Here is a 13,075-nt window from a genome sequence, read left to right on the forward strand (position 1 = left end):
GCGAGGAGGCGGCGATGCACGCAGACCACCCCCGGCGGTACCTCATGTGCCGGCCGACGTACTTCACGGTCAGCTACGAGATCAACCCCTGGATGGACCGCAACCGGCCGGTCGACACGCCGCTCGCCGTCGCCCAGTGGGAGCGCCTGCGCGACACCTACCGCGACCTCGGGCACACCGTCGAGACGATCGACCCGGTCCCCGGGCTGCCCGACATGGTCTACGCCGCGAACGGCGCGACCGTGGTCGACGGCCTCGTCTACTCGGCCCGGTTCCTGCACCCCGAGCGCGCCGCCGAGGGCCCCGCCTACCTCAAGTGGTTCGCCGACCACGGGTACGTCACGCACCTGGCGGAGCACGTCAACGAGGGCGAGGGCGACCTGCTGGTCGCGGGCGACGTCGTGCTCGCGGGCACCGGGTTCCGCACGGACCGCGCCGCGCACGCCGAGGCCGCCGCGCTGTGGGGTCGCGAGGTCGTGACGCTCGAGCTCGTCGACCCGCGCTTCTACCACCTCGACACCGCCCTCACGGTCCTGCGCGGCAACCGCGGCGCGACCGGCGCACCGGCCGTCCCCACGGCGCCCGACGGCGGGGCGCACCCCGCGCTCGTCGACGTCCCCTCCGTGGACGTCACCTACTACCCCGACGCCTTCTCCCCCGCCGCGCAGGAGACCCTGCGCGAACGCTTCCCCGACGCGCTCCTCGCGACCGAGGAGGACGCCGTCGTGCTGGGGCTCAACGCGGTGAGCGACGGGAAGCACGTGGTGCACAACCCGCGCGCGGAGCACCTCGCGGGTGCGCTGCGCGAGCGCGGCTACGAGCCGATCGGCGTGGACACGTCCGAGCTGCTGCGCGGCGGTGGCGGCGCCAAGTGCTGCACGCTCGAGATCCGCGGGCTCCACGCCGGTGGTGCCGCGTGACCGCGCAGGACGTGCGGTCACCGGGCCCGCGCGCCGCCGTGCGCACCGCCGCCGCCGGTGCCGGCGAGCACGGCGCGCTCGCGCACAACTACCACCCGCTCCCCGTGACGATCGCGACCGCCGAGGGGTCGTGGGTCACGGACACCGGCGGTCGTCGCTACCTCGACCTGCTCGCCGGGTACTCGGCGCTGAACTTCGGCCACCGCCACCCCACGCTGGTCGACGCCGCGGCGCGCCAGCTCGGGCGCGTCACCCTGACGTCGCGCGCGTTCGACCACGACCTGCTCGACCCGTTCGCCGACGCGCTCGCCGCGCTCGTCGGCCCGCTCACGACGGGTGGCGCCGAGGGTGGTCCGGGCACGGCCGTGCTCCCCATGAACACCGGCGCCGAGGCCGTCGAGACGGCGATCAAGACCGCGCGCAAGTGGGGGTACGACGTCCGCGGGATCGCGCCGGGCGAGGCGACGATCGTCGTCGCGTCGGGCAACTTCCACGGCCGCACGACGACGGTCGTGTCGTTCTCCGACGACCCCGACGCGCGCGACGGGTTCGGCCCGTACACGCCCGGGTTCCGCGTGGTGCCGTTCGGCGACGTCGACGCCGTGGCCGCGGCGATCGACGACACGACCGTCGCGGTGCTCATGGAGCCGATCCAGGGCGAGTCGGGGGTCGTCGTGCCGCCCGACGGGTTCTGGCCGGCGCTGCGTGCGCTCACCGCCGAGCGCGACGTGCTGCTCGTCGCCGACGAGATCCAGTCCGGCCTCGGGCGCACGGGCACGACTCTTGCGTGCGAGCTGTGGGACGTCCGACCCGACCTCGTCACGCTCGGCAAGGCGCTGGGCGGCGGGATCCTGCCGGTGTCCGCGGTCGTGGGCCGCCGCGACGTGCTGGACGTCCTCACCCCGGGGACCCACGGCTCCACGTTCGGCGGGAACCCCCTGGCGTGCGCGGTCGGGCTCGCGGTGGTCGAGCTGCTCGGGTCGGGCGAGCCGCAGGCGGCGGCCCGCGCGCTGGGCTCGTCGTTCCACGCGAGGCTCGCCGGGCTCGTGGAGACCGACCTGCTCGACGGCGTGCGCGGCGTCGGGCTGTGGGCCGGGCTCGACCTGGACCCTGCGCGCGGGACCGGCCGCGACCTGTGCGAGGCGCTGCTCTCCCGCGGGGTGCTCGCCAAGGACACGCACGGCTCGACGATCCGGCTCGCTCCCCCGCTGACCATCTCCGCCGACGACCTCGAGACCGGTCTGTCCGCCCTCGAGAATGCCCTGACGGCGCTGGCCCACGATCGGTAGAGTCCGGAGCGTGACCACCGTGCACCCGGACCCCTCCGCCCTCGCCGCGTCCCTCGACGACCTGCGCCGCGCCTACGCGGACCTGCAGGCGCTCGGGCTGAAGCTCGATCTCACGCGCGGCAAGCCGTCCGCCGAGCAGCTCGACCTGTCCGAGGCGCTGCTCGCCCTCCCCGGCGAGGGGGTGCACACGGACGCCGACGGCACGGACGTGCGCAACTACGGCGGTCTCGACGGGCTTCCGCAGCTGCGGCGCATCTTCGCCGAGCTGCTCGGCGTCCCGGTGGACCAGCTCCTCGCGGGCGGCAACGCGAGCCTCACGATGATGTACGAGACGCTCGCCGACGCCATGCTCTTCGGCGCTCCCGGCTCCGAGCGCCCGTGGGGACGCGAGGAGCGCGTGCGGTGGATCTGCCCCGTGCCCGGGTACGACCGCCACTTCTCGGTGTGCGAGGCGCTCGGGATCGAGATGGTCACGGTGCCCATGACCGCGGACGGCCCCGACGCCGAGGCCGTCGCCGCGCTCGTCGCCGACGACCCGAGCATCAAGGGCATGTGGGTCGTGCCGACGTACGCCAACCCGGACGGATCGGTCGTGACGGAGGAGGTGGCGCGCCGGCTCGTGTCGATGCCGACCGCCGCCCCCGACTTCCGCATCCTGTGGGACAACGCGTACGCGCTGCACCACCTCACGCAGGACGAGGTGACGACGGCCGACGCGATCGGTCTCGCTGCGCAGGCCGGCAACCCGGACCGCGTCGTCCTGTTCGCGTCGACGTCGAAGATCACGTTCGCGGGCGCGGGCGTCGCGTTCCTCGCGTCGTCGCCGGCCAACGTCGCGTGGTTCCGGAAGAACCTCTCGTCGCGGTCCATCGGCCCCGACAAGGTCAACCAGCTCCGCCACGCGCTGTTCTTCGGCGACGCCGAGGGCGTGCGCGCGCACATGCGCCGGCACCGCGACATCCTCGCGCCGAAGTTCGAGGCCGTGACCGGCATCCTCGCCGAGCGCCTCGGGCCGTGGGGCGTCGCGTCGTGGACCGAGCCGAAGGGCGGCTACTTCGTGAGCCTCGAGGTGCCGCCGGGCACGGCGTCGCGTGTCGTGGAGCTCGCGAAGGCCGCGGGCATCGCGCTGACGCCCGCCGGCGCCGCGTACCCGTACGGCAAGGACCCGGAGGACACCGTGCTGCGCCTCGCACCGTCGCTGCCCCCGCTCGAGGAGGTCCGCGTCGCGATGGACGGCGTCGCGACGTGCGTCCTGCTCGCCGCCGCGGAGCAGGCCGCTCAGTAGAACCGCGGTCGTGCCCGACGGCGCGTGGTCGCCCTGGATGTCGGGGTGGGTGGGGGCGCCGGGCGGGGTACTACCCCGGCAGCTGACAGATCTCACTGGACCGTGCCGGACGCTCAGCGCACGATGGGTGTGTGCACCGATGAGTTCCGCTGGACGGCCCGGTCGGAGCGTGGGTGGTGGGACCGCCCGGGTGCTTCCACGCGCGACCTGAGGAGGGACATGAGCTCGTCGACCGGTGACCTCGCCGTCGAGGCGAGAGGTCTCGTCAAGCACTTCACGTCCAAGAAGTCGGTGACCAAGGCGGTCGACGGCATCGACCTCTCCGTCCCGGAGGGCACCGTCCTGGGAGTCCTCGGCCCCAACGGCGCGGGCAAGACGACCGCCGTGCGGATGCTCGCGACGCTGCTCCAGCCGGACGCCGGGACCGCCACCGTCCTGGGTCATGACGTGGTGCGCGACGCCGACAAGGTGCGCTCCGTCGTCGGGCTCACGGGACAGTACGCCTCGGTGGACGAGGACCTCACGGGGACCGAGAACCTCGTGATGCTCGCGCGGCTGTACGGGTTCCTCGGCGGGACGGCGCGCCGCCGCTCCGCCGACCTGCTCGACGCGTTCGGTCTCGGCGACGCGGGCGACCGTCAGGTCAAGACGTACTCCGGCGGCATGCGCCGCCGCATCGACCTCGCCGCGAGCCTCGTGATGAGCCCGCGCGTGCTCTTCCTCGACGAGCCGACGACGGGCCTCGACCCCCGCAGCCGGAACCAGGTGTGGGACATCGTGCGCGTCCTCGTGGCCGACGGCGCGACGGTCCTCCTCACGACGCAGTACCTCGAGGAGGCCGACCAGCTCGCCGACAAGATCGCGGTCATCGACCACGGGAAGGTCATCGCCGAAGGCACCGCGACGGAGCTCAAGCGCTCGGTGGGCGAGGGCGCGGTGCACGTGCGGCTCGCGGACTCCGCGCAGCGCGCACGCGCGGCGGAGATCGTCGGCTCCGTGCTGGGCACCGAGGTGTCGCTCGCCAACGATCCCTACGCCTTCTCGGCCCGCGTACCCGACGACGGCGCCACCTCGGTCGCGGGCCTCCTGCCCGCGCTGGGTGACGCAGGCATCACGGTCCCGGAGTTCACGCTCGGGCAGCCGAGCCTCGACGAGGTGTTCCTCGCCCTGACCGGCCAGCCGGTCGACGAACCGGACGAGCAGATCGAGGAGGTGGCCTGATGGCGACCGAACCCACCACTGCCGCGGAGCTGCGCGCCCCGGAGGCGAGCGCGCTGCGCGAGGCCGTCGCGCTCGAGCACCGCCCGAGCCGTCCCTCGCCCGTGTCGGCGACGCTCACGTACACCTGGCGCGCGCTGCTCAAGATCAAGCACGTGCCCGAGCAGCTGTTCGACGTCACCGTGTCGCCGATCATCTTCACGCTGATGTTCACGTACCTGTTCGGCGGCGCGCTCGCCGGCGACGTGCAGAGCTATCTGCAGTTCCTGCTGCCCGGCATCCTGGTCCAGGCCGTGCTCTTCACGACGATCTACACGGGCTACACGATGAACACCGACATCTCGAAGGGCGTCTTCGACCGGTTCCGCTCGCTGCCCGTGTGGCGGCCGGCGCCGATCGTCGGCGCGCTGCTCGGCGACACCGTGCGCTACACGATCGCGTCGGTGGTCACGCTCGCGCTCGGTCTGGTGCTCGGGTTCCGGCCGCCGGGCGGGGTCGTCGGGGTCGTGCTCGGTGTCCTGCTGCTGCTCGTCTTCTCGTTCGCGCTGAGCTGGGTCTTCACGGCGCTCGGTCTCGTGCTGCGCTCGCCGAACGCCGTCATGGGGACGTCGATGCTCGTGCTCATGCCGCTGACGTTCGCGTCGAACATCTTCGTCGACCCGTCGACCATGCCGGTGGTCCTGCAGCGCTTCGTGGAGATCAACCCGGTGACGCACCTCGTCACGGCCGTCCGCAGCCTCATGGCGGGCGAGCCCGACGTCGACGGGATCATGTGGGTGCTCGTCGCGTCCGTCGTGCTCACCGCGGTCCTCGCCCCGATCACGATGCGCCTGTACCGCAACCGCAGCTGACATCCGAGGCGTGCCCCGTCACGCCTCGGCGCCGGCGACCTCGATGCCGTCCGGAGCCTCCAGGATCGTCGCGACGACGTCCGTCAGCGCCCACGTCCGGTGAACTTCGCCCCTGCCCCAGTGGACGGCGTCACCGGCCTCCAGCTCGGCCTCGCCACCGTCCCCACCCTCGACGCGAGCCCGGCCGCTCACGACCGTCATCACCTGGTCGACCGTCGCCGCGTGTGCCCCGATGCTGCCTCCGGCACCGACGTGCTCGACGTGCAGGACCGCCGGCCCGGAGCGGGACCGCGACGCTCCACGGACCCGGCTGCGGTCCTGCCTCTGCGGCTCAGCCCGACTCGGCCCCGTCGTCGCACTTCTTCGTCACGACCATGACCGGGCACGCGGAGTGGTGCAGCACCGCCTGGCTCGTCGACCCGAGCAGCAGCCCGCGGAACCCACCGCGTCCACGAGAACCGACGATGATCAGGTCGGACGCCGTGGAGAACTCGGTGAGCAGCTCGGCGCCGGTCCCGTCGAGCACGATCCGCTTGATGGTCAGCCCGGGGTTCTCTGCCTCGTGGCGGGCGATGATGACGTTGAGGCCCTCTGTGACGTCGGCGAGCACCTGCTCGTGGTCGATGGACGCGGGGAGCCACGCCAGCAACCCGGCGCCCGCACCGACCGGTACCCCGGCGACCGCGACGAGCTCGGCGTCCCACGCGCGAGCCTGCCGGATCGCGTGCCGCAGGGCGATCTCCGCCGACGGCGAGCCGTCCACGCCCACGACGATGCGCCGCAGCGGGGTGACGACCGGCAGCTCCTCGGTCGCGGCGTCGTCGCCCTTGGTCCGCGCGCGGAACGGGACGACGACCGTGGGGCAGTGCGCGTGCGCCGGGAGCGCTGAGGACACGGTGCCGAGCAGTCGCTCGGTGAACCCGCCGCGACCGCGGGTGCCGACCACGACGAGCGAGTGGTCGCGGGACATCTCGACGAGCACACCCGCTGCGTCGCCCGTCGTGACCGTCGCGGTGACGCGCACCCCGGCGGCGTCGGCGCGTGCGCGCGCCTCCTCGAGCACCGCGCGGGCGCCCTCCTGGATCGCGCTGTCGTCGAGCGCGGCGTAGCCGCCGTCGAGGGACGCCGCGGTGAACGACGGCAGCGAGTAGGTGCAGACCACGTGGAGCGACCAACCGACGCGCAGGGCGTACGCGGCAGCCCAGTCGAGGGCGTGCAGGCTGGGTGCCGACCCGTCGACGCCGACCAGGACGGTTTCCGTGCGGGTCATCAGTGACTCTCCTCTCGACGGCCGCGTGCCGTCCGGCGACCGACGTCACCGAGGCGCCCTGGGCAGAACCTCCACCACAGGTCACGAACGAGTCAAGAATGCCACGAACCCCGCCCCTTCGCGACGACTCGCGGAGGGACGGGGCTCGGGTGACGTGCTGTGCTGCGCCTGCGATCAGGCGACGCGGATGAACGTCGGGTTCGACTGCCAGATCTGACGGAACTGGATGGTCTTGCCCGGACGCGGCGCGTCGATCTGCATGTTGTCGCCGGCGTAGATCGAGATGTGGCCCGGCGTCCAGATCAGGTCGCCCGGCTGCGCCTCGGAGCGCGGGACCTTGGTGCCGACGGAGCCCTGCGCGCCCGACGTGCGGGGAAGGCTGATGCCGACCTGCGCGTAGACGTAGCTCGTGAAGCCGGAGCAGTCGAAGCCGTCGGGCGTGGTGCCGCCGTAGACGTACGGGACGCCCACGTAGCGCGCCGCGATCGAGACGATCGTGCTGCCGTAGGCCGACGCCGGGACGGCGACCGCGGCCTCTTCCTGGGCAGGCGCCTCGGCCTCGGTCTGCGTCGACTGACGCTCCTGCGTGCGGCTGGTGCTCTGCATCCGCTCGACGACCGGCTCGGGCTCGGGCTCCGGCTCGGGGGCCGGCGTCACCGTCACCGGTGCAGCCTCGATCGAGAACGCCGCGTCAGCGGCGACCGTCACGGCCGGCGCGGCCTCGAGGGCCTGACGCGCCTGTGCGGTCAGGGCGCTGAGGTCGACGGAGTTGAGCTTCGGCTCCGAGTCGACGGGGGCGGCGGTCGCCGGGGCGGCGGCGCCGATCATCGAGACGATGAGACCGGAGGACGCGGCGACGACGGCGGTACGACGCCCGACGGTCGACATCTGGTCCGAGGCGGCCTGGGCGATGGTGCTGAGTGGCGTCATGGGACGCCGCGCCGCACGGTGGCGGGCGCGAGTCGTGCTCACGGTCACGTGTTGCCTCTCCTGGACGCCTGCGAGGTCAGCTGTCGGGTTCGGGTGGGAGAAACACCCGGCCTGACGGACCGAGGTCCGTCGGGCTTCACCCCAAGGACGCTGTCTCCAGCGCCCGGATTTGGGTCCCCCGTCCCTGTCGTCGGGTTGTCGTGAACCTCGGGCAGCGACAGGGTTAGGCGTTCCGCTCGAGGACTCCGCCGGACAGGTCTTCCGATGGAGCAGCACCGACCGTACAGGACACCCTGTCAAATGTCACGTTCCCATCACGACGTCTGGGGACCGCCGCGCGAGCCGGGACCTCGGGAGCAAGTTCTCCCAGGTCAGCGCGTCGTGGGAGCGCTACCCCGGCCAGGGACGCGAGTCAGGACCGGGTGACGAACAGGTGACGAGCGATCTCGTCGGGCAGGTCCAGGACGAGCTCGGAACCCTTGCCCTGGACCACGAGCCCGCCGACCGCCTGTCGCACCACGAGCGTCCGCCGCGGGAGCACCCCCGCCTCCGCGAACCGGGCCAGGAGCTCGATGTCCACCTGGATCGGCTCGGCGATGCGCTGCAGGACGACCTCGACCTCGTCGTCGCCCGCCGCGCGGCGCTGCGCGACGTACGTGGGCAGCGGCACGACCCCGTCGAGGAACTCCACGCCCTCGAACTGCTCTCCCAGCTCGGCCAGCCCCGGGATCGGGTTCCCGTACGGGTCGAAGTGCGGGTGGTCGAGCAGCCCGATGAGACGCTCCTCGACGAGCTCGCTCATGACGTGCTCCCACCGGCACGCCTCGGTGTGCACGTGCTCCCAGTCGAGCTTGATGACGTCCGTGAGCAGGCGCTCCGCGAGGCGGTGCTTGCGCATCACGCGCGTCGCCTTGTCGTTCCCCGCGGGCGTGAGCTCGAGGTGCCGGTCCCCCGTCACGACGACGAGGCCGTCGCGCTCCATGCGCGCGACCGTCTGCGACACCGTGGGGCCCGAGTGCCCGAGGCGCTCCGCGATGCGCGCGCGGAGGGGGGTGATGCCCTCCTCGACGAGCTCGTAGATCGTCTTCAGATACATCTCGGTGGTATCGATCAGATCGGTCACGTCGCGCTCCTGTCGTCCGTCGGCTGGGGGACAGTCTATGGCGATCCCCTGACGACTTCCGGGGAGAATCCCGGAAGAACGAGCGCCGTCGGACGACGTCCCCGGACGCCGCGGAACCCGCACCTCGCGCGCGCGTAGGGTGACGCTGTGACCGAGCCCGCATCGCCTGCCGCCACCACCGCCCAGATCACGATCCCCGCGGACCTGCTCCCGGCCGACGGCCGGTTCGGGTCCGGACCGAGCAAGGTCCGCGCCGCCCAGGTGCGTGCGGTGTCCGACGCCGGCGCCTCGCTCCTCGGCACGTCCCACCGCCAGGCGCCGGTGAGGTCGCTCGTGCGCCGCACGCGCGAAGGGCTCGCGGAGCTCTTCGACCTCCCCGAGGGGTACGAGGTCGTCCTCGGCAACGGCGGCTCCACGACGTTCTGGGACGTCGCGACGGCCTGCCTCGTGCGCCGCAAGGCGCAGCACGCGGCGTTCGGCGAGTTCGGCGCGAAGTTCGCGGCGGCGACGACGGCGGCCCCGTTCCTCGACCCGTCGCAGGTGATCACGGCCGCCCCGGGCACGGTCGCCCACCCCGAGCCCGCGGACGACGTCGACGTGCACGCCTGGCCGCACAACGAGACGTCGACCGGAGCCATGGCACCGGTGCGTCGCGTCGCCGGCTCGCGTGAGCGCGGCGCGCTGACGCTCGTCGACGCGACGTCGGGCGCGGGGGCGCTGCCCGTGGACGTGGCGGAGACCGACGTCTACTACTTCGCCCCGCAGAAGGTCTTCGGGTCCGACGGCGGCCTGTGGCTCGCGCTGTGCTCGCCCGACGCGCTCTCCCGGGCGGAGGAGATCGAGTCGAGCGGGACGCGCTGGGTGCCCGAGTCGCTGTCGCTGCGCACCGCCGCGGCCAACTCGCGCCAGGACCAGACCCTCAACACCCCGGCCGTCGCGACGCTCGTCATGCTCGCCGAGCAGGTCGAGTGGCTCGTCGCCCAAGGCGGCCTCGCGTGGGCCGCGGCGCGCTCCGCCGAGTCCGCGGCCCACCTCTACGGCTGGGCCGAGGCCCGCGAGTGGGCCACGCCCTTTGTCGCGGACCCCGCCGAGCGCTCGACCGTCGTCGGCACGATCGACCTCGACGACGGAATCGACGCCACGGCGGTCGTCGCGACGCTCCGCGCGAACGGCATCCTCGACGTCTTCCCCTACCGCAAGCTCGGCCGCAACCAGCTCCGCGTCGCCATGTTCCCCGCCATCGACCCCGACGACGTCCGCGCCCTCACCGCGTGCGTCGACCACGTCGTCGACCGCCTGGCCTGACGGCAGCGCCTCGACGGTCGCCGCGAGATAGCGACGCACGGCCGAGATAGCGACGCACAGGGCTTTTAACCCGGGTTCCGTGCCCGTACGTCGCTATCTCGGCGCCCGGCTGCCGCGCCGTCACCTCGGGCGTCGGGTGCTCGTCACCACCGCGGGTGGGGCGGCGTCGGTGCTCGGGCTGCCGCGCCGTCACCTCGGGCGTTCGGCCGTGCGTCTCCGCGCGCGGCTTGACGCCCTTCGCATCCGACGCCGCCCCACCCGCTCGTCTGTCGTGTCGCCTCGTCCGCCCTGCCGTCGCGCCACCCGCTCGTCCGTCGTGTCACCAGGCTCGCCGACTCGCGAGGTGACCTGACGAGGGCGGTCGGGGGCGCTCGCGCCGGGTCGTGGCGGGTCTGGCGGGAGCGGCGCGAGGAACGAGCGACGCGGATGGTAGACCCGGCGCGAGCGCCCCCGACCGCCACCCGACCGCACCACGCGGGCTGTGGCAGCAGAACCAGCCTCAGGCGGCGCGGACCGCTTCCTCGGCGTCCTCGACCCCGAGGCGACGCTTCGTCTCCGCACGGGCGCCGGTCTCGACCGGGGTGCCGACGTCGAGGTAGCGCACGAGCAGGTGCGGCCGCTGGAGCACTCGGTAGCGCACCTCGAGGTGCCAGTTCCGCACGGCCCACACGGCCGCGCCGACGGCGACGAGCGCCGCGGTGATGGACCCGATCCCGATGGCCCAGCGCGGGCCCCAGGCCTCGGCGACCCAGCCGACCAGCGGTGACCCGACCGGCGTCGCACCGAGGAACACGATCATGTAGAGCGACATGACGCGCCCGCGCATGACGGGGTCGACGGACATCTGGATGGTCGAGTTCGCGGCGGTCATCATGGTGAGCGACGCGAGCCCGACGGGGATGCACGCGACGGCGAAGCTCGCGTAGGTCGGCATGAGGGCCATGACGCCGGTCGCGACGGCGAACCCGAAGGCCGAGCCGATGACGAGGCGCACGCGCGGTCGTTCGCGCCGCGCGGCGAGCAGCGCGCCGGTGAGGGAGCCGATGGCGAGGATCGAGCCGAGGATGCCGTACTCCCCCGGGCCCATGCCGAACTCGACCTTGGCCATCATCGCGGAGGTGAGCTGGAAGTTGAGCCCGAACGTCGAGACGACGCCGACGACGACCATGATGACGATGATGTCGGTCCGGCCGCGCACGTACCGGATGCCCTCGCGGATCTGGCCCTTCTGCCGGGGGGCGCTCGGCATGGTGTGCAGCTCGCGCGTGCGCATGTAGCCGAGCGCGAGGATCGTCGCGGCGAAGGTGACGCCGTTGATGACGAAGATCCACCCCGAGCCGACGACGGCGATGAGCAGCCCGGCGACGCCGGGTCCCACGAGGCGCGCGGCGTTGAACGACGCGCTGTTGAGCCCGACGGCGTTGGACAGCTTGTCGGCGGGGACCATCTCGGCGACGAACGTCTGGCGCACGGGGTTGTCGAACGCGGACACGACGCCCAGCAGCGTCGCGAACACGTACACGTGCCAGAGCTGGACGTGGCCGGAGAGCACGAGCGCACCGAGGCCGAGCGCGAGCAGGCCCATCGCGCTCTGGGTGGCCATGAGGAGCCGACGGCGCGGGAGCCGGTCCGCGAGGACGCCCGCCCAGGCGGACAGCGCGAGGACGGGCGCGAACTGCAGCGCGGTGACGACGCCGACGGCGATGCCGGACTCGTCCGTGAGATCGGTGAGGACGAGCCAGTCCTGCGCGACGCGCTGCATCCAGGTGCCGATGTTGGCGACGAGCGCGGCGCCGAACCAGACGCGGTAGTTGAAGTACTTCAGGGAGGAGAACGTCGCGCTCATCGGGCGGCGATCCTGATCAACAGCTCACTGGCGCGGGCCAAGGTCTCTCTCTCGTCGGGGGTGAGGGTGGTCAGCTGCTGCGTGAGCCACGCGTCGCGGCGGCGCCGCGTCTCCTTGACCTCGTGCACGCCGGCGTCGGTCAGGCGGACGACGACCTGGCGGCGGTCGGTCTCGTGCTCGACCTTCTCGACGAGACCGAGCTCGACGAGGCGGTTGACGGCCCGGGTCATGGACGGCGGGCGGACGCGCTCGTGCTCGGCGAGCGCGCCGGGCGACATGGCGCCGTGCTTGTGCAGGACGGTGAGGACGCCGAACTGCCCTTCAGGGAGGTCGGCCTCGCCGCGCTGCGAGCGCAGCCGGCGGGAGATGCGCGTGAGCGCCACGCGGAGCTCGCCGCCGAGGGTGGCGGGCCGGCACTGGCTCCTGGTCGGGGCAGTGGGGTCCGCAGCAGGCATGATCATTACCCTAACTCATTACCTCGGGTAATGAAAGTAGTCGACGCCCCGGCAGGGTCACCGAGCAGGCGTCCGAGACGTCCCGCTCGTCCGCTATGGTGTGCGCCGTGCACCACGAACTGACGCTCGCCGAGACCCTCCACGCGCTCGGGCTCCTGGGCAAGAAGCTGCCCTCGTTCATCACCTCCGTGTCCGGGCGCGGTGACGAGCTCGACCTCGTCGTGGACCCGCGTCAGGTCAAGCGCCTGCCGGCACCGCTCAAGCTCGCGACCCGCGTCGCCCCGACGGCGCGCGCACGGCTCCGCGTGGAGCGCTTCGCCGACGGCGTCGCGACGATCGCGGTCGACGCGAGCGCGGGCGGCCTGCCCGCGCACAAGCTGCTCGGTCTCGCCGCGAGCCGCATCGAGTCCGTCGTCGCGGCCAAGGGTCTGCCTGCGGGCTCGGTCCGGGTACTGCCCGACGCCCGGATCGCGCTCGACGTGCAGCGCCTCGTCCAGCGGACCGACCCCGGGGTGCGCATCACCGACGTCGCGTTCAAGGACGGCATCGTCGTCATCGACGGAGTCGCCTGACTCCTCCGGGC

13 protein-coding genes and 1 riboswitch are annotated in these 13,075 nt (G+C 72.8%); of the genes, 7 read left to right on the plus strand and 6 right to left on the minus strand.

The annotated features are described in order from the left end of the window. Positions 1 to 14: 14 nt before the first annotated feature. The 5 genes from ddaH (at position 15) to V5D56_RS19655 (ending at position 5,563) form a co-directional block, all read left to right on the plus strand. Positions 15 to 920: a dimethylargininase gene (ddaH, locus tag V5D56_RS19635; RefSeq protein ID WP_435736943.1), complete on the plus strand. Its 906-nt coding sequence runs from the start codon at positions 15 to 17 to the stop codon at positions 918 to 920. A 38-nt stretch (positions 921 to 958) separates the two neighbouring features. Beyond that, on the plus strand, positions 959 to 2,209 hold the full coding sequence (gene rocD, locus V5D56_RS19640; protein WP_435739083.1) for an ornithine--oxo-acid transaminase: 1,251 nt from the start codon (positions 959 to 961) through the stop codon (positions 2,207 to 2,209). 10 nt (positions 2,210 to 2,219) lie between these two features. Then, positions 2,220 to 3,494, plus strand: a complete 1,275-nt coding sequence (locus V5D56_RS19645) for an aminotransferase class I/II-fold pyridoxal phosphate-dependent enzyme (RefSeq protein WP_435736944.1) — start codon at positions 2,220 to 2,222, stop codon at positions 3,492 to 3,494. Between the two features lie 219 nt (positions 3,495 to 3,713). Beyond that, positions 3,714 to 4,715 carry an ATP-binding cassette domain-containing protein gene (locus V5D56_RS19650; RefSeq protein WP_435736945.1) on the plus strand — a complete coding sequence of 334 codons (1,002 nt, stop codon included), beginning with the start codon at positions 3,714 to 3,716 and terminating at the stop codon, positions 4,713 to 4,715. Further along, positions 4,715 to 5,563, plus strand: coding sequence for an ABC transporter permease (locus tag V5D56_RS19655; RefSeq protein WP_435736946.1), 849 nt, complete (start codon positions 4,715 to 4,717; stop codon positions 5,561 to 5,563). Before V5D56_RS19650 ends, V5D56_RS19655 begins: the two co-directional genes overlap by 1 nt. A gap of 18 nt (positions 5,564 to 5,581) precedes the next feature. Here the strand turns inward: V5D56_RS19655 and V5D56_RS19660 are convergent, their stop codons facing one another. From V5D56_RS19660 to V5D56_RS19675, 4 genes are all read right to left on the minus strand, one after another. Beyond that, a complete protein-coding gene (locus V5D56_RS19660; protein ID WP_435739084.1) occupies positions 5,582 to 5,830 on the minus strand; it encodes a cupin domain-containing protein in 249 nt (82 codons plus the stop codon). 64 nt (positions 5,831 to 5,894) lie between these two features. Next, complete coding sequence (locus V5D56_RS19665) at positions 5,895 to 6,833, minus strand: universal stress protein (protein WP_435736947.1); 939 nt, start codon at positions 6,831 to 6,833, stop codon at positions 5,895 to 5,897. Positions 6,834 to 7,007: 174 nt separating this feature from the next. Further along, positions 7,008 to 7,763: a C40 family peptidase gene (locus tag V5D56_RS19670; protein WP_435736948.1), complete on the minus strand. Its 756-nt coding sequence runs from the start codon at positions 7,761 to 7,763 to the stop codon at positions 7,008 to 7,010. Between the two features lie 50 nt (positions 7,764 to 7,813). Then, positions 7,814 to 7,974: riboswitch (cyclic di-AMP (ydaO/yuaA leader) on the minus strand. Between the two features lie 201 nt (positions 7,975 to 8,175). Next, complete coding sequence (locus tag V5D56_RS19675; protein ID WP_435736949.1) at positions 8,176 to 8,886, minus strand: metal-dependent transcriptional regulator; 711 nt, start codon at positions 8,884 to 8,886, stop codon at positions 8,176 to 8,178. Positions 8,887 to 9,033: 147 nt separating this feature from the next. Here V5D56_RS19675 and serC point away from each other — a divergent pair, with 147 nt between their 5' ends. Further along, complete coding sequence (gene serC / locus V5D56_RS19680) at positions 9,034 to 10,191, plus strand: phosphoserine transaminase (RefSeq protein ID WP_435736950.1); 1,158 nt, start codon at positions 9,034 to 9,036, stop codon at positions 10,189 to 10,191. Positions 10,192 to 10,690: 499 nt separating this feature from the next. Here the strand turns inward: serC and V5D56_RS19685 are convergent, their stop codons facing one another. Continuing rightward, positions 10,691 to 12,037 carry an MFS transporter gene (locus tag V5D56_RS19685; RefSeq protein WP_435736951.1) on the minus strand — a complete coding sequence of 449 codons (1,347 nt, stop codon included), beginning with the start codon at positions 12,035 to 12,037 and terminating at the stop codon, positions 10,691 to 10,693. Beyond that, positions 12,034 to 12,492 carry a MarR family winged helix-turn-helix transcriptional regulator gene (locus V5D56_RS19690; RefSeq protein ID WP_435736952.1) on the minus strand — a complete coding sequence of 153 codons (459 nt, stop codon included), beginning with the start codon at positions 12,490 to 12,492 and terminating at the stop codon, positions 12,034 to 12,036. The genes V5D56_RS19685 and V5D56_RS19690 overlap by 4 nt, the downstream gene beginning before the upstream one ends. A gap of 107 nt (positions 12,493 to 12,599) precedes the next feature. Between V5D56_RS19690 and V5D56_RS19695 the strand changes: the two genes are divergently transcribed. Next, entirely contained in the window at positions 12,600 to 13,064 is a 465-nt protein-coding gene (locus V5D56_RS19695) for a hypothetical protein (protein ID WP_435736953.1), read from the plus strand. Positions 13,065 to 13,075 lie beyond the last annotated feature (11 nt).

It is taken from the genome of Cellulosimicrobium sp. PMB13 (assembly GCF_051294865.1).
Taxonomy (GTDB): Bacteria; Actinomycetota; Actinomycetes; order Actinomycetales; family Cellulomonadaceae; genus Cellulosimicrobium.

Excerpts from the sequence above, each read along its gene's own strand:
- ddaH (WP_435736943.1), top strand. The coding sequence starts at position 15 with ATGCACGCAGACCACCCCCGGCGGTACCTCATGTGCCGGCCGACGTAC.
- V5D56_RS19650 (WP_435736945.1), top strand. The coding sequence starts at position 3,714 with ATGAGCTCGTCGACCGGTGACCTCGCCGTCGAGGCGAGAGGTCTCGTC.
- V5D56_RS19655 (WP_435736946.1), top strand. The coding sequence starts at position 4,715 with ATGGCGACCGAACCCACCACTGCCGCGGAGCTGCGCGCCCCGGAGGCG.
- V5D56_RS19665 (WP_435736947.1), bottom strand. The coding sequence starts at position 6,833 with ATGACCCGCACGGAAACCGTCCTGGTCGGCGTCGACGGGTCGGCACCC.
- V5D56_RS19670 (WP_435736948.1), bottom strand. The coding sequence starts at position 7,763 with ATGACGCCACTCAGCACCATCGCCCAGGCCGCCTCGGACCAGATGTCG.
- V5D56_RS19685 (WP_435736951.1), bottom strand. The coding sequence starts at position 12,037 with ATGAGCGCGACGTTCTCCTCCCTGAAGTACTTCAACTACCGCGTCTGG.
- V5D56_RS19690 (WP_435736952.1), bottom strand. The coding sequence starts at position 12,492 with ATGCCTGCTGCGGACCCCACTGCCCCGACCAGGAGCCAGTGCCGGCCC.